16 protein-coding genes are annotated in these 14,430 nt (G+C 69.3%); 9 read left to right on the top strand and 7 right to left on the bottom strand.

What is annotated here, in order from left to right; translation table 11 throughout:
- Positions 1-16 precede the first annotated feature (16 nt).
- Together KBO27_RS29910 and KBO27_RS29915 are read right to left on the bottom strand one after the other, a co-directional pair.
- Positions 17-619, bottom strand: a complete 603-nt coding sequence (locus tag KBO27_RS29910; RefSeq protein ID WP_210973195.1) for an FMN reductase — start codon at positions 617-619, stop codon at positions 17-19.
- A complete protein-coding gene (locus KBO27_RS29915) occupies positions 616-1,719 on the bottom strand; it encodes an LLM class flavin-dependent oxidoreductase (RefSeq protein WP_210973196.1) in 1,104 nt (367 codons plus the stop codon). Before KBO27_RS29915 ends, KBO27_RS29910 begins: the two co-directional genes overlap by 4 nt.
- Positions 1,720-1,915: 196 nt before the next feature.
- Between KBO27_RS29915 and recQ the strand changes: the two genes are divergently transcribed.
- Positions 1,916-3,781 carry a DNA helicase RecQ gene (gene recQ / locus KBO27_RS29920; protein ID WP_210973197.1) on the top strand — a complete coding sequence of 622 codons (1,866 nt, stop codon included), beginning with the start codon at positions 1,916-1,918 and terminating at the stop codon, positions 3,779-3,781.
- A 53-nt stretch (positions 3,782-3,834) separates the two neighbouring features.
- The gene (locus KBO27_RS29925) at positions 3,835-4,638 is read left to right on the top strand and encodes an SAM-dependent methyltransferase (RefSeq protein WP_210973198.1); all 804 of its coding nucleotides are present in this window, start codon (positions 3,835-3,837) and stop codon (positions 4,636-4,638) included.
- A gap of 7 nt (positions 4,639-4,645) precedes the next feature.
- Here the strand turns inward: KBO27_RS29925 and KBO27_RS29930 are convergent, their stop codons facing one another.
- Positions 4,646-5,635: an aldo/keto reductase gene (locus KBO27_RS29930; protein WP_246538438.1), complete on the bottom strand. Its 990-nt coding sequence runs from the start codon at positions 5,633-5,635 to the stop codon at positions 4,646-4,648.
- Between the two features lie 101 nt (positions 5,636-5,736).
- Here KBO27_RS29930 and KBO27_RS29935 point away from each other — a divergent pair, with 101 nt between their 5' ends.
- Positions 5,737-6,582, top strand: a complete 846-nt coding sequence (locus KBO27_RS29935) for a helix-turn-helix transcriptional regulator (protein WP_210973199.1) — start codon at positions 5,737-5,739, stop codon at positions 6,580-6,582.
- A 370-nt stretch (positions 6,583-6,952) separates the two neighbouring features.
- Positions 6,953-7,147 carry a hypothetical protein gene (locus KBO27_RS29940; protein WP_210973200.1) on the top strand — a complete coding sequence of 65 codons (195 nt, stop codon included), beginning with the start codon at positions 6,953-6,955 and terminating at the stop codon, positions 7,145-7,147.
- Between the two features lie 66 nt (positions 7,148-7,213).
- Here KBO27_RS29940 and KBO27_RS29945 read toward each other — a convergent pair whose 3' ends face one another.
- Positions 7,214-7,399: a DUF4236 domain-containing protein gene (locus KBO27_RS29945; RefSeq protein ID WP_132676175.1), complete on the bottom strand. Its 186-nt coding sequence runs from the start codon at positions 7,397-7,399 to the stop codon at positions 7,214-7,216.
- A gap of 332 nt (positions 7,400-7,731) precedes the next feature.
- Between KBO27_RS29945 and KBO27_RS29950 the strand changes: the two genes are divergently transcribed.
- Positions 7,732-8,349 carry an acyltransferase gene (locus KBO27_RS29950; protein ID WP_210973201.1) on the top strand — a complete coding sequence of 206 codons (618 nt, stop codon included), beginning with the start codon at positions 7,732-7,734 and terminating at the stop codon, positions 8,347-8,349.
- Here the strand turns inward: KBO27_RS29950 and KBO27_RS29955 are convergent.
- Together KBO27_RS29955 and KBO27_RS34040 are read right to left on the bottom strand one after the other, a co-directional pair.
- Positions 8,346-9,581: a DUF445 domain-containing protein gene (locus KBO27_RS29955; RefSeq protein ID WP_210973202.1), complete on the bottom strand. Its 1,236-nt coding sequence runs from the start codon at positions 9,579-9,581 to the stop codon at positions 8,346-8,348. The two genes, KBO27_RS29950 and KBO27_RS29955, sit on opposite strands and share 4 nt — an antisense overlap.
- 75 nt (positions 9,582-9,656) lie before the next feature.
- Positions 9,657-10,472: an Abi-alpha family protein gene (locus tag KBO27_RS34040; RefSeq protein ID WP_210973203.1), complete on the bottom strand. Its 816-nt coding sequence runs from the start codon at positions 10,470-10,472 to the stop codon at positions 9,657-9,659.
- 219 nt (positions 10,473-10,691) lie between these two features.
- On the opposite strand from KBO27_RS34040, the gene KBO27_RS29965 reads away from it, so the two are divergent.
- The gene (locus KBO27_RS29965; protein ID WP_210973204.1) at positions 10,692-11,057 is read left to right on the top strand and encodes a DUF488 domain-containing protein; all 366 of its coding nucleotides are present in this window, start codon (positions 10,692-10,694) and stop codon (positions 11,055-11,057) included.
- A gap of 23 nt (positions 11,058-11,080) precedes the next feature.
- On the opposite strand, the gene KBO27_RS29970 is transcribed toward KBO27_RS29965, so the two are convergent.
- Positions 11,081-12,601 (bottom strand): acyl--CoA ligase family protein, encoded by a 1,521-nt coding sequence (locus tag KBO27_RS29970; RefSeq protein WP_246538439.1) that lies wholly within the window; start codon positions 12,599-12,601, stop codon positions 11,081-11,083.
- Between the two features lie 383 nt (positions 12,602-12,984).
- Between KBO27_RS29970 and gvpJ the strand changes: the two genes are divergently transcribed.
- From gvpJ to KBO27_RS29985, 3 genes are read left to right on the top strand one after another with little or no spacing between them, the layout of a single operon-like run.
- Positions 12,985-13,404, top strand: coding sequence for a gas vesicle protein GvpJ (gene gvpJ / locus KBO27_RS29975; protein ID WP_372448891.1), 420 nt, complete (start codon positions 12,985-12,987; stop codon positions 13,402-13,404).
- A complete protein-coding gene (locus KBO27_RS29980; protein WP_210973207.1) occupies positions 13,401-14,177 on the top strand; it encodes a GvpL/GvpF family gas vesicle protein in 777 nt (258 codons plus the stop codon). Before gvpJ ends, KBO27_RS29980 begins: the two co-directional genes overlap by 4 nt.
- Before the next feature lies 1 nt (position 14,178).
- Positions 14,179-14,424, top strand: coding sequence for a gas vesicle protein GvpG (locus tag KBO27_RS29985; RefSeq protein WP_210973208.1), 246 nt, complete (start codon positions 14,179-14,181; stop codon positions 14,422-14,424).
- The last annotated feature ends 6 nt before the right edge of the window (positions 14,425-14,430 follow it).

The following is a 14,430-nucleotide window of genomic DNA, read 5'->3' on the forward strand; positions in this document are numbered from 1 at the left end:
GAGCCCTGAACAGCCCTCAGTTCTGCTGCTGCGCCAGGAGCTGTTCGAACGGGACCGGCTCGTCGAACGGGTCGGCGGCCCGGACCGCCGGTCGCTGCTCGATGAGCGCGGCCAGCTCGCCTGCCGCGCGCTCGACGCGGTCGGCCAGCGTGCTGTCACCACCGGTGGCCCAGTCCTCCGAGGCCGCGTACACCGAGGTCGGCGCGACCACGGCGTGCAGGTAGGCGAACATCGGCCGCATCGCGTGCTCCAGCGCCAGCGAGTGCCGGGCCGAACCACCGGTCGCACCGATGACCACCGGCGTGCCCGCCAGAGCGTCCTTGTCGATCACGTCGAAGAAGGACTTGAACAGCCCGCTGTAGGACGCCTGGAAGATCGGGGTGATCGCGATCAGCCCGTCGGCCTCGCGGACCGCTTCGAGCACCTCCTCCAGCTCCGGGCCGGCGAAGCCGGTGACGAAGTTGTTGGCGATGTCGGTGGCGTGGTCCCGCAGCTCCACGACCCGGACGTTGACCGGGGTGTTGCGCGCGGTGGCCGCGGCCAGCCGGTCGGCCAGCATCCGCGTCGAGGACGGGGTGCTGAGCCCGGCCGAGATCACGACGATGTCGCGCTCGCTCATTTCGCGACCTCCTGCTTCTGCTCGTCCTGCTGCTTGGCCGCGAGCAGGGACTGGTGGGTCGGGGCGTCCGGCACGTGCGCGGGCTTGAGCTTGGCGAACTCCTCGCGCAGCACCGGCACGACCTCCTCGCCGAGGATGTCGAGCTGCTCCAGCACCGTCTTGAGCGGCAGACCGGCGTGGTCCATCAGGAACAGCTGGCGCTGGTAGTCGCCGACGTTCTCGCGGAAGCTCAGCGTGCGGTCGATGACCTGCTGCGGGCTGCCGACGGTGAGCGGGGTGGCCTGGCTGAAGTCCTCCAGCGACGGTCCGCCGCCGTAGACCGGGGCGTTGTCGAAGTAGGGCCGGAACTCGCGGACTGCGTCCTGGGAGTTCTTGCGCATGAACACCTGGCCGCCGAGCCCGACGATGGCCTGGTCGGCCTTGCCGTGCCCGTAGTGCTCGTAGCGCTGCCGGTAGAGCCGCACCATGCGCTTGGTGTGCTCGGCCGGCCAGAAGATGTTGTTGTGGAAGAACCCGTCGCCGTAGTAGGCGGCCTGCTCGGCGATCTCGGGCGAGCGGATCGAGCCGTGCCACACGAACGGAGCCACGCCGTCGAGCGGACGCGGGGTCGCGGTGAACGACTGGAGCGGGGTGCGGAACTTGCCCTCCCAGTCGACGACGTCCTCGCGCCACAACCGGCGCAGCAGCGCGTAGTTCTCGATGGCCAGCGGGATGCCCTGCCGGATGTCCTGGCCGAACCACGGGTAGACCGGCCCGGTGTTGCCGCGGCCCATCATCACGTCCATCCGGCCGCCCGCCAGGTGCTGCAGCATCGCGAAGTCCTCGGCGATCTTCACCGGGTCGTTCGTGGTGATCAGCGTGGTGGAGGTCGACAGGACGAGGTTCTTGGTCTGGGCCGCGATGTAGCCGAGCATCGTCGTCGGCGAGGAGGCCACGAACGGCGGGTTGTGGTGCTCGCCGGTGGCGAAGACGTCGAGTCCGACCTCTTCGGCCTTGAGCGCGATCCGCACCATCGCCTGAATCCGCTCGGCCTCGGTCGGGGTCCGGCCGGTGGTCGGGTCAGTCGTCACGTCACTGACCGAGAAGATCCCGAACTGCATTGTGAACTCCCTACTGAACCCGAGCCCGCTTTTTTGTACGAGCTTCAACTACTTCCGGGAACGAGTCTTCCCTACGAAGTATTCCAGGGGAACCACGGCACTCCTCCAAGGCGACGCAGGTCACATCCGAGCGCCTTCCCGAGCCGACTCACCGGTGGCGTGTGGGCACCCGGGGACGTCCGGCCCGCTGCGTAAGATGCCCGCCGTGGCGTCTCCTGAAACCGCGACCGACCAGACCACCGAACCCCTGCAGGTCCTGCGACGAGTCTTCGGCTACGACTCCTTCCGGGGCACCCAGCAGGAGATCATCGACCACGTGGTCGCAGGTGGCGACGCCCTCGTGCTCATGCCCACCGGCGGCGGCAAGTCGCTGTGCTACCAGGTCCCGGCGCTGGTGCGCCCCGGAGTCGGCGTCGTCGTCTCCCCGCTGATCGCCCTGATGCAGGACCAGGTCGACGCGCTCGGCGCGCTGGGCGTGCGAGCGGGATTCCTCAACTCCACGCAGAGCTACCAGCAGCGCCGCGACACCGAGGACGCCTACCTCAACGGCGAGCTGGACCTGCTCTACCTCGCCCCCGAACGCCTCCGGCTCGACTCGACGCTGGAGCTGCTCGCGCGCGGCGAGGTCGCGGTCTTCGCCATCGACGAGGCGCACTGCGTGGCGCAGTGGGGTCACGACTTCCGGCCCGACTACCTGGCGCTGTCCGTCCTGCACGAGCGCTGGCCCGACGTGCCGCGCATTGCGCTGACCGCCACCGCCACGCCCGCCACCCGGCAGGAGATCGCCACCCGCCTGCAGCTGACCGAGGCGCGGCACTTCGTCTCCGACTTCGACCGGCCCAACATCCAGTACCGGATCGCGCCCAAGAGCGACGCCCGCAGGCAGCTGCTGCAGCTGCTGCAGACCGAGCACCTGGGCGAGTCCGGCATCGTCTACCGGCTCTCCCGCGCCGAGGTCGAGCGCACCGCCGAGTTCCTCACCGCCAACGGCGTCACCGCGCTGCCCTACCACGCGGGCCTGGACAAGGCGGTGCGCGCGAAGCACCAGTCCCGGTTCCTGCGCGAGGACGGGCTGGTCATGGTCGCCACGATCGCCTTCGGCATGGGTATCGACAAGCCCGACGTGCGGTTCGTGGCGCATCTGGACCTGCCCAAGTCGATCGAGGGCTACTACCAGGAGACCGGTCGCGCGGGTCGCGACGGACTGCCCTCGACCGCGTGGATGGCCTACGGCCTGCAGGACGTGGTGCAGCAGCGCAAGCTCATCGACAACTCCGAGGGCGACGAGGCGCACCGCCGCACCCAGAGCAGGCACCTGGACTCGATGCTGGCGCTGTGCGAGACGGTGAAGTGCCGGCGTTCGCAGCTCCTCGACTACTTCGGCCAGCCGGATTCGAGCCCGTGCGGCAACTGCGACACGTGCCTGAACCCGCCGGAGTCCTGGGACGGCACGGTCGCCGCGCAGAAGCTGCTGTCGACCGTCGTGCGGTTGCAGCGGGAGCGCAACCAGAAGTTCGGGGCCGGGCAGATCATCGACATCCTGCGCGGCAAGAAGACCTCGAAGGTCGAGCAGTTCCGCCACGACGAGCTCAGCGTCTTCGGCGTGGGCGCCGACATCAGCGACAACGAGTGGCGCGGTGTGATCCGTCAGCTGCTGGCCCAGAGCCTGCTCGCCGTCGAAGGCGATTACGGCACGCTGGTGCTCACCGACACCAGCTCCGAGGTGCTGCGCCGCGAAGAGCCGCGGCAGGTGTGGCTGCGCACCGAGCCCGCGAAGAAGCCCGCGGCCAAGGCGAAGGCCCGGGATTCCAAGCGGGTGCCGCAGGACATGCCGCCCGAGGTCGAGCCGGTCTTCCAGAAGCTGCGCGCGTGGCGGATGGAGGTGGCCCGCGAGGAGGGCAAGGCGCCGTTCATCATCTTCCACGACTCGACGCTGCGGCAGATCGCCACCGTCGCACCGTCGACGTTGGACGAACTGGCCACGATCAGCGGCGTCGGCGAGGGCAAGCTCAACCGCTACGGCCAAGGCGTGCTCGACGCCTTGGCCGCCCCGGAGGAGTGACCGGGCGTTTAGACTTCGCGTCTGAGAACGGGTTTTCGGAGGAAGCGGGGCAGATGAGCGACTGGACGGCCGGCACTCCACTTCGAGGCGTGAACACCACGGTCGCGCACAACGCGCGGGTGTGGAACCACTGGCTGGGCGGCAAGGACAACTACGAGGTCGACCGCAACGTCGGCGACCACATCCAGGACATGTTCCCGCTGATCGCCGACGTGGCCCGCGCCGACCGCGCCTTCCTCAAGCGCGCGGTCGCCCACCTGGCCGGTGAGGCCGGCATCCGCCAGTACCTCGACATCGGGACCGGGCTGCCGTCGGCCGACAACACCCACCAGGTGGCGCAGCGGATCGCCTCGGACTCGCACGTCGTCTACGTCGACAACGATCCGCTGGTGCTCACCCACGCCCGCGCGCTGCTGACCAGCTCGACGCTCGGCCGCACCGACTACATCGAGGCCGACGCCCGGCACCCGGGCGAGATCCTGCGGGCGGCCTCGCGGACGCTGAACCTCCAGAGCCCGGTGGCCGTGATGCTGCTGGGGATCCTCAACTTCATCCCCGACACCGCCCAGGCCACCGCCATCGTCAGGCAGCTGGTGGAGGCGATCCCGTCCGGCAGCTACGTGGTGATCAGCCACCCGACGACCGAGCTCGACGGCGAGGCCAACCGGGAGGCGATGGCGTTCTGGAACGACAACGCCACTCCCCCGATCACCGCCAGGGGCGGGGACGAGATCGCGGCGTTCGTCGAGGGCCTCGAGGTCCTCGAGCCCGGGATCGTCTCCTGCGCCCGCTGGCGCAACCCGGACGAGTCCGAGCCGAGCGTCCCCCAGTACGGCCTGATCGCCCGCAAGCCCTGAGGGCGGGTCACCTCTCGCTGTCGAGCTGGGCCATGAACGCGGTCGGATAGCGGTCGCCACGCACCGCGTCGCGCGGGATGAGCTCGTCGATCCGCGCGAGGTCGCCCGCGTCGAGCGCGACGGCGTTGCTGCCGATCATCGAGTCGACCTGCTCCAGGCGCCGCGCGCCGACGACGGGCAGGACGTCCTCGCCCTGCGCGGCGACCCAGGCGATGGCCAGTTGCGCGACGGTCGCGTCCTTCTCGGCCGCGATCTCGCGCACCCGGTCGACCAGCGCTTGGTTGTGCTCGCGGTTGCCCTCCTGGAAGCGGGGCATGAACGACAGGCCGCCGCCGATGGCACCGCTGCCGCCGATGAGCCCCCGGGAGAGCACGCCGTAGGCGGTGATGCCGATGCCGAGCTCCCGGCAGGTCGGCAGGATCTCGTCCTCGATCGTGCGGGTGAGCATCGAGTACTCGATCTGCAGGTCGCTGATGGGTGCCGCGGACGCGGCGCGGCGGAGGGTGTCCGCGCCGACCTCGCTGAGGCCGATGTGGCGGACGTAGCCCTTGTCGACCAGCTCGGCCATCGCGCCGATGGTCTCCTCGATGGGGACGTCGGGGTCGAGCCTGGCGGGCCGGTAGACGTCGACGTGGTCGACGCCGAGGCGCTGCAGGGAGAAGTGCAGGAAGTTCTGCACCGCCTCGGGACGCGCGTCGATGCCGAGCGAGGCGCCGTCCGGCCCGCGCATGGCGCCGAACTTCACCGAGAGCACGACCTCGTCGCGGTCCCGTTCCCGGAGCGCGCGGCCGATGAGCATCTCGTTGTGGCCGTGACCGTAGAAGTCGCCGGTGTCGAGGACGTTGCCCCCTGCGTCGAGGTAGGCGTGGATGACCTTCAGGCTCTGGTCGTCGTCGGTCCGGCCGTAGACGCCGGACAGGCCCATGCAGCCGAGTCCGGGCGAGGTGGCGGTGGGACCGGTGACGCCGAGGCGGCGGGTGGTGAGCTGAGCTGTCATGCCACCACCGTGGCCGCTCCCGCCGAGGGCGCACAGGCCCGCTTCATCCAGGGACGCGCGCTCCCTGGCTGCCGGGCGCGGTCAGGTCGAGAATGGGTGGCGTGATCGACCGACCGGGACTCGCCGACTTCCTTCGCCGCCGCCGCGCGCTGCTGCGCCCGTCCGACGTCGGCCTGGCCGAGGGGCTCCGCCGGCGCACCCCGGGTCTGCGACGGGACGAGGTCGCCCAGCTCGCCGGGATCTCCACCGACTACTACACGCGCCTGGAGCAGCAGCGCGGTTCGCACCCGTCCGAGTCCGTCGTGGCCGGTCTGGCGCGCGCCTTGCGGTACGACCTGGACGAGCGCGACCACCTGTTCCACCTGGCCGGCCTGACCCCGCCGCCGCGCCGCGCGGGCGGGCACGTCCGCCCGGGCCTGATCAGCCTGGCCGACCGGCTCACCGACGTCCCGGTCGTCATCTGCACCGACCTCAACGAGGTCCTGTGGCAGAACCCGCTGGCCATCGCCCTCATGGGGGACCACCGGTCGTACCGGGGGCGGCATCGCAGCATCGTGTGGCGCTGGTTCACCGAACCCGAGGTGCGGGCCGGGATGCCCGGCGAGGACTGGACGCACAACTCGGCGGCCCAGGTCAGCGACCTCCGCGCGACCTACTCCCGGCGCGCGGGCGAGCAGGACATCACCAGCCTGGTCGAGGACCTGCTGGAGTGCAGCGAGGAGTTCCGCGAGCTCTGGGAGCGGCACGAGGTCGGAATCCGCCACCTGGACCGGAAGCGCTTCATCCACTCCGAGGTCGGCGTGGTCGAGATCAACTGCGAAACCCTGCTCACCCCGGACTCGGACCTCAAGCTGCTCGCCTACTTCCCAGCGGAGGGCACCGACGCCAGGGAGAAGCTGGACCTGCTCCGGGTCATCGGCACCCAGGACCTGCACCCCAGCCCCTGATCCCGCAGTGACCCCGCTCACGCGCCAGGGCGTGCAATCGAACACCGGCGCGACCGAAAAGGCGCTCTGACCAGGGACTTCTTGCTCTTGTGGCTGACGTCACGCGCGCTCGTGCGCGCAGGCGTTTTCGCTGGTCGCACATGAACACCTTCAGTTACCCTCCGCAATCGATCAGGGGTAGCAGGCCTGTGTATCCCCTGTTCGCGTGAAGGCATCTTGAAGCTGCGACTACCCCTGGTTACCTTCGATGAGGCGAGTTACGGAAGGGTCACGGCGGCAGCCGTCCCCGACGACAGCCGGAGCCCCCGAACGGTTGGGACCGCTTCCGCTCGCACCCCCGGACAAGCCCTGCGCTCCCGAAAGGAAGGTCGTGTTCCGCCAGCGTCTTCTCCAAGTGCTCCCGGAGTCCGTTCGCGAGGACCCCACCCGCCTGACGCATGGTCTCGCCGCTGCCGCGGTCCTGGCCATGGCCACCATCGCCCCGACGGCTCAGGCGCTCGCAGCACCCACCCCCGAACCTGCGCCCGCCGTCGCCCCCGCGGCGGTGTCGCAGACCTCCCCGTAAGAACCCCACGATCTGAGGTGGACCGGAATGCCACCCCACTTCCGGTCCACCTCTCACCAACTCAGCTCACCGACGCCGCCGCTTGCCGTCGAACGTGTAGCGCCCCGGCCCCGGGGTGTCGATGGTCGTCTTGCCGTGCGTCATGTTCCGGCTGAACCGGCCGAGCTTGAACCCCCACGACGTGATCCGCGTGTTGTGGACGTTGAGGTAGATCGGCCCCAGTCTCACCCTCCTGTGCAGGTGAAATCCCATTTCTCGCACCTCCGCAGTACGTTCGCTTCACCGCTCGCGAGCCGAACCCGCGGCGAGCCGGGCACAAACCCCAGCAAATCACACATCGGACACCTCCAGCCACAAAGTCGATCTTCGCCGGTCACTCGCCCCACCCCGAGCGCGAGTGACCGGCGACTTCGGCGGCGAGGCGGCACGCTCATGAGCAGCGGTCACCGGGCGCGAGGAACGCCGGAGCATCGCGACGGGTGTTCGAGGACCGACGCGCGGCCCGTTACGGTAGCTTCCCTACCGCTGGGTAGGGCTTGCTCGTTGTGGGAACGCAGGGTTGCGTCGTTGTTCGAGGTCGACAGATGAACCGTTGGATGGGCCGGCTGACGCGGGCTTGGTGGCAGTGGGCGCGCAACGGCGCCGCCATTACCGCGCGGACCCGGGAAGGCCGCCGGTTCGGGTCGATGGGAGCCCGCAGTCATCTCGCGTTCCCGCAGGGAGCGCTGACCGGCTCCGAACGCATCCACATCGGCTCGGACTGCATCATCAACGAGCACTCGGTGCTCTCCGCGGGTCTGCCCGGAGCCGATCTGGGCGACGGCGATCCGATGATCGTGCTGGGTGATCGCTGCGTGCTCGGTCGCAACTCCGAGATCCTGGCGATGTCGTCGGTGGTGCTCGGTGACGACGTGTGGACCTCCAGCCGCGTGACGATCGTCGACCACCACCACCGCCACGACCTCACCGACGTGCCCGTCGCCGCGCAGTGGCCGCTGCCCGTGCGCCCGGTGACCATCGGTTCCGGGACCGTGATCAGCACCGGATCGGTCATCCTCGCCGGGGCTCAGATCGGCGAGAACTCCATCGTCGCCTCCGGCGCCCAGGTGACGGCCGGGACCTATCCGCCCAACAGCGTGCTGGCCGGAGTTCCCGCGCGCGTCATCCGCACCCACACCGCCGTCGAGGCCGACGCCGTCTAGCTTGCGAGGAATTCCAGGGCGAGGACCTGCACCTCGCCGACGCCGAAGCCCAGCAGCGCGCCGGTGGCGATGAGCATCCACTCCTCCTCGCGGAAGGCCGGGCGCAGCAGCTCCTCGAACTCGTCGGCCTCCAGCTCCTGCATCTTGCTGACCAGGGTGTTGCGGATGTCCATGGCGTCGGCGGCGTAGTCCTCGACGTAGCTCATGGTCTCCGGCAGCCTGCTCATCACCATCTCGGCGATGCGGCCCTTGAGGTCCTGGTAGCGGCGCCCGCCGACGGCGAAGACCACCAGCGGTTTGGCGATGCTGGTGCGCCTGCTGAGCTCCTCGTCGACCTTGCGCGTCACCAGCGCCAGCACCTTGTCCGACAGCGGTCCGCGCATCACCTCTTCGATGACGTTGCGCGGGGTGACGATCTCCCTGGCGATCAGCTCGCCGTACGCCTCGGAGACCTCCTTGCGGCGCTTGAGGAACAGGCCCTGCCACTCGAAGAGGCCGAAGTAGGTGGTCGGCTGCTGCGGCCGGAAGATCATCTTCAGCGCGAGCCAGTCGGTGAACCACCCGGTGAACAGGCCGAACAGCGGCATCAGGATCGGCGCCTTGAACAGCACCCACGCCGACATCTGCACCAGGCCGATGATGAAGCCGAACACCGCGCCGGAGCGCCGGATGAACTGGAACTCCTTGCCGCCGGCCTCCAGGAAGATCCGGTTCAGCAGCTCCTTGTCCCGCACGAGCGCGGTGACGACCATGGACTTGAGGTCGAAGACGTTGTCCACATCGGACTTGATCTCGTCCATGATCTCGGCCAGCATGCGCGGTGCGTCGTTCTGCACCCGCTGGATCATGGCCCGCCGCACGATCTTCGGCATCGCCTCCCACACGCCGGGCTGGTAGGTGGAGCCGACCTCCTCGACGATCTCCTCGATCGCGTGCCGGAGCGGTTTCTCGACCTCGGCGACGATGCGCTCGGGGTCGAGCCGCTCGACGACCTCCTGCGGACTCAGGAGCTGTTCGGTGAGCGTGTCGCAGGCGATGCCGGCCATCTTCGCCGCGTGCTTGGGGACGATGCCCTGCCAGCCCAGGAACGGCTTCTTCCCGCGGAACTCCACCGGGTAGAACATCATCTTGATCGCGAGGATCTTGGTGACGTAACCGATCAAGGCGGCCACGAGCGGGATCGACAGGTAGAGCATCCAGTGCTCGCCGAAGTCCTGGAGGATCGCGCCCATCTCACACCCTTCCCCGGAAAACCCCGAAACCGCCTGCGCACCCCGCCGCAGTGGCTGCGACCATACCTGTCGCGACTACGCGTTCAACGCGTCGCCGGTGGTCGGCAGGACGGTCGGATCGCATCGCTGCCAGAACCGCGCGCCCAGCTCGGAGATCCGCACGCTGCGGCGCACCACCTTCGTCGACTTCGCCGAGCGCAACGCTTCCCGGATCCGCGACTCGGTCTGCAGGATCTCGTACTGGTCGTCCATGGCCTCCAGCTCGGGGCCGATCTCGACCAGTCCCAGCGCGTGCAGGCGGCTGAGGTAGAGCGGAACCTCCTCGTGCAGGGCCACTCCCACCGCACGACCGACGGTCGAGCCGTTGCGGAGCGCGAACCTGCTGGTCCCGCCGATGCCGGCGCGCTCGGCGACGTGCACCACGGGATAGGCGGCACCGTCACCGAGTCCCGCGAGGATGCGGGCTTCGTCCGGGGTGATCAGCCGCAGGATTCCGGCGTAGAGGCCTTCTCGGGCCTCGGCCTTGCTCGCGGTCGCCGAGCGGAACAGCAGCTCGGACATCGCCTCGCGCAGCCCGTCGTGGCCGTTGGCGACGTCCTCGTCCTCGGGAGCCTCCGGATCCGGGTGCTCCGCTTCGTCCTCTTGGCGTTCGTCGACGGAGTCCAGCCAGACCCGCACGCCGGAGGCCACGACCTTCTCGATGGCCTGCACCTGGCGTTCCACCTCGACGCCACCGGGCAGTTCGCGGACCAGGCCCATACCGGTGCGCGCGACATCGCGTCCCACCCGGCTCGCCAGGCCCAGCAGCCCGCCGATCACGTTCGAGCCCGTCGCCTCCGCGGCCTCGTGGTGCTCCTCGACGTGCCGGCTGAGCTCGATCTCCCCTGCCACTCGGCCCCCTACCTCAACTCGTCGCGACCCGCCCCGACGCGGATCAGCGATCTGCGGAGTATCGCCCGAACGGCCCCGCCCGATCCAGGCCGGGGTCGTGGGAAGCACCGCGCCATTCCGCTCCGGGCAGCATCAGCGCACGTCGGCGGCCTGGTTTCGGCGCACGGCGAAGGGGGAATCACTGTGCGCGACAGCCATCACGCCACGAGGAGAGCGACGTTGGCGAAGGGCAAAACGGACGTTCAGGTCCGCAGGATCTACGAGGCACCGGCCGACCGGGATGGCAACCGCGTGCTGGTGGATCGCGTCTGGCCGCGCGGCATGAGCAAGGACGACGCCGCTCTCACGGAGTGGTGCAAGGAAGTCGCGCCGTCGACGGAGCTGCGCAAGTGGTACGGCCACGACCCGGAGAAGTTCGACGAGTTCCGCCGCCGCTACCGCGCCGAGCTCGACGGGCCGGAACGAGCTGAAGCGCTCGGGCACTTGCGCGAACTGGCAGCGCGCAAGCGGCTGACGCTGCTGACGGGCACCAAGCACCCGGACATCAGCCAGGCCGCGGTGCTGTCCGATGTCCTGACCAGCTGACGCGGCATCGTCGCGGAGCGTGGTCAGTCGGCGACGGCTCGGGTTCGCAGCACGTTCTTCTGCAGCTTCCCGGTGGAGGTCTTGGGCAGCTCGCCGAAGGCGATCTTCTTCGGCGCCTTGAACGCGGCGATGCGGGCGCGGACGAAGTCGATCAGCTCGGCCTCCCCCGCGCTCGACCGCGCGCGCAGGCTGACGAAGGCGACCGGGACCTCACCCCACTTCTTGTGCGGCGCCGCGACCACCGCGGCCTCCAGCACGTCGGGGTGGGCGGTGAGGGCGTTCTCGACCTCGATGGAGGTGATGTTCTCGCCACCGGAGATGATCACGTCCTTGAGGCGGTCGCGCAGTTCGACGTAGCCGTCGGGGTGGCGAACGCCGAGGTCGCCGCTGCGGAACCAGCCGTCGAGGGTGGCGTTCTCGGTGGCCTCGGGGTCGCGGTAGTAGCCGAGCATGACATCGTTGCCGCGCAGCAGGATCTCGCCCGGCGTCCGCCCGTCGGCGGGGACGTCGTTGCCCTCGGGATCGGTGACGCGGACCGGTTCGGCGACGACGTTGGCGATGCCCTGGCGGGCGATCAGCCACGCCCGGCGCTCCGGGTCAGCGCTGTCCCACTCCGGTTGCCACTCGCAGACCACGGCGGGGCCGAAGGTCTCGGTGAGCCCGTACAGGTGGCGGATGTCGAACCCGAGCTCGCTCATCCTCGCCAGCAGCGCCGGCCACGGCGGTGCGCCACCCGCGAACACGCGCAGCACGTGGTCCAGCGTCCGCGCGTCGGGGTGTTCGGCGAGCATCGTCAGCACGGTCGGCGCGGCGCAGAAGTGCGTGATGCCCTCGGCATCGATCGCGCGCCAGACTTCCCCGGGATCGACCTTGCGCAGGCAGTGGTGCACGCCCCCGGCAGCCGTCACGGCCCACGGGAAGCACCAGCCGTTGGTGTGGAACATCGGCAGGGTCCACAGGTACTGGGACGAGGTGTCGAGCTTGGCGTGGTAGGCCATCGCCAGGGCCTGCAGGTAGGCGCCCCGGTGGTGGTACATGACGCCCTTGGGGCGGCCGGTGGTGCCGCTGGTGTAGTTGATCGACAGCAGCGACCGCTCGTCGGTCACCTCGACCCGGTGCGGTTCGGCCGCGTCGACCAGGTCGTCGTAGGACTCCGAGTCGATCACCGGGATCGACCGCTCCCCCAGCACCTCCCGGAACTCGGCGTCGACCAGGACCAGGCTCGCCCCGCTGTGCTCCACGACGTAGGCGATCTCCGACGGGGCCAGCCGGGTGTTGAGCGCGACCAGCACCGCACCGGCCAGCGGGACGCCGTAGTGCGCCTCCAGCAGCAGGTGGGTGTTCGGCGAGAGCACCGCGACCCGATCACCGGGTTCGACTCCCCGCGCGGCCAGCAGCCCGGCCAGCCGCTGCGCGCGGTCCCAGAGCTGGGCGTAGGTGTCCCGGCGATCGCCGTCGACGACCGCCGGCCGGTCGGCGAACACCGCCGCCGCGCGTTCCAGGAAGGACACCGGACTCAGTTCCCGAAAAGCGATCCCGGTCAACCTGAAGCCTCCTTCTGCACCCGTCGTCGGGTGCGCGGAGCATAACCACCCGGATCCGCCGGGGCGAGAGTTCGCGAGCGCGCAACGGTCCGGCGAGACTCGGAGGCCCGGCACGTCGCACGACTCGATCTCAGCGGAAGCGTCGAGGCAGGTGCGATCCCGGCAGGCGACCTCGGAGCCGATCGAAGCCGTCCACAGTGGCCTCACGACGTGGTCGACGCGGCCCATCCCGGCCACCTTCGTTGATCACCGAAAACGTTGCCCGCTGAGGTGTGTTCCGCGAGAACCGGGGTACTCCGAGTTTATCCATTCGGATGCCGAACAAGATCTCGCGAGGAAGAGACCGAAGACGCAGATGCTGCGAACGCGGGGAGGCTGCTTCCGTGACGGTGGCAAATAACCAACAGAGCCGAAGTTCCGCTGTTTCCAAGCAACAGGCGAGCAGTCTCGCCGACGTCGTGGACCTCATCTTGGAGAAGGGCTTGGTGATCGATGCGTTCGTGCGCGTCTCGCTCGTCGGCATCGAGCTGATCACCATCGACGCGCGCGTGGTGGTCGCCAGCGTGGACACCTACCTGCGCTTCGCCGAGGCGACCAACCGCCTGGACCTGCACGAGAAGGGCGGCAAGGACCTGCCCGAGCTCGTCGAGGGCGTCACCGAGAGCGGTTCGCAGGGCAAGACGAAGGGAGTGATCGAGGCGGCCAAGGACACGGTCGACGAGTTCCGCGACAGCAGCCGCGAACGGGAGAAGGAACCGGCGCGACCCAAGCGAAGCGCCCAGCGGAGGGAGAAGGAGGAATGACCGCGCAGGCCGATCACCAGCAGAGCCGCGCCGAGACGAGGCACGGTGCGTACGTGTACGGGATCACGCGTGAGCAGGAGGCCGGGCCTGGTGCTCTCCCGACTGTCGGGGTTGAATCCGAGGTGCGCGTGGTGTCACGTGGTGGGCTGTCGGCCTTGATCAGCGATCTGGAGATCAACCGTCCGCTCGGCACACCCGCCGACCTGCTGGCGCACGAACGCGTGCTGGACGCCGTCGCAGTCGAGACCACCGTGCTGCCCATGCGGTTCGGCGCGGTCCTCGCCGATGCCGACGCCGTCGCCGACGAACTCCTCGAACCCCATCGCGACGAGTTCACATCGGCGCTGGCCGAGCTCGACGGCACGATCCAGTACGCGGTCCGCGGTTCCTACCTCGACGATGCGCACCTGCGCGAAGTCGTCGCGGAGGACCCCGTGATCGCCGAGTTGCGGGAGCAGCTGCGCGGTGTCGCGGAGGACGCCGCCTACGAAGAACGCGTTCGGCTCGGAGAACTGGTCCACGACGCGGTGGTGGCCAAACGCCGGGCCGATGCGGAGCAGCTGGTCCTGGCGACCGACTCGGCGACGCTGCGGTCGCGAGTCCACGACGTCGTCGGCGAATCGGAAGCCCTGCACGTGTCCTTCCTCGTCGACCGGGATCAGGTCTCCGACTTCGAAGACGCGCTCGGAGAACTCGCGCAGCGGTGGGCCGAGCGGATCGGCCTGCGCCAGATCGGCCCGCTCGCGCCGTACGACTTCGTGCCGGAGGACTGACATGGGTTTGATCACGGCGTTCCTCGACCTCCCCTTGAAACCGGCCCGAGCGACGGTGTGGGTGGCGGAGAAGCTCAAGGACGCGGCGGAGGCCGAGTACTACGACCCGGCGGTGGTGCGCAACGAGCTGGCGAAGGTCGAAGACGCGCACGCCGTCGGGGAGTTGACCGACGAGCAGCGGGACGACCTCCAGATGGCGCTGTTGGACCGTCTGGTGGAGGCGCAGAACCTGACCGAGGAGACGTGATCCGCA

Origin of the sequence: Saccharopolyspora endophytica, from assembly GCF_018070075.1 — a bacterium.
Lineage (GTDB): Bacteria > Actinomycetota > Actinomycetes > Mycobacteriales > Pseudonocardiaceae > Saccharopolyspora > Saccharopolyspora endophytica.

What these genes read in the sequence shown, in the direction of transcription:
- KBO27_RS29910 (WP_210973195.1), bottom strand. Translation starts at nt 619, where the DNA reads ATGAGCGAGCGCGACATCGTCGTGATCTCGGCCGGGCTCAGCACCCCG.
- KBO27_RS29915 (WP_210973196.1), bottom strand. Translation starts at nt 1,719, where the DNA reads ATGCAGTTCGGGATCTTCTCGGTCAGTGACGTGACGACTGACCCGACC.
- recQ (WP_210973197.1), top strand. Translation starts at nt 1,916, where the DNA reads ATGCCCGCCGTGGCGTCTCCTGAAACCGCGACCGACCAGACCACCGAA.
- KBO27_RS29925 (WP_210973198.1), top strand. Translation starts at nt 3,835, where the DNA reads ATGAGCGACTGGACGGCCGGCACTCCACTTCGAGGCGTGAACACCACG.
- KBO27_RS29930 (WP_246538438.1), bottom strand. Translation starts at nt 5,635, where the DNA reads ATGACAGCTCAGCTCACCACCCGCCGCCTCGGCGTCACCGGTCCCACC.
- KBO27_RS29945 (WP_132676175.1), bottom strand. Translation starts at nt 7,399, where the DNA reads ATGGGATTTCACCTGCACAGGAGGGTGAGACTGGGGCCGATCTACCTC.
- KBO27_RS29950 (WP_210973201.1), top strand. Translation starts at nt 7,732, where the DNA reads ATGAACCGTTGGATGGGCCGGCTGACGCGGGCTTGGTGGCAGTGGGCG.
- KBO27_RS29955 (WP_210973202.1), bottom strand. Translation starts at nt 9,581, where the DNA reads ATGGGCGCGATCCTCCAGGACTTCGGCGAGCACTGGATGCTCTACCTG.
- KBO27_RS29980 (WP_210973207.1), top strand. Translation starts at nt 13,401, where the DNA reads ATGACCGCGCAGGCCGATCACCAGCAGAGCCGCGCCGAGACGAGGCAC.
- KBO27_RS29985 (WP_210973208.1), top strand. Translation starts at nt 14,179, where the DNA reads ATGGGTTTGATCACGGCGTTCCTCGACCTCCCCTTGAAACCGGCCCGA.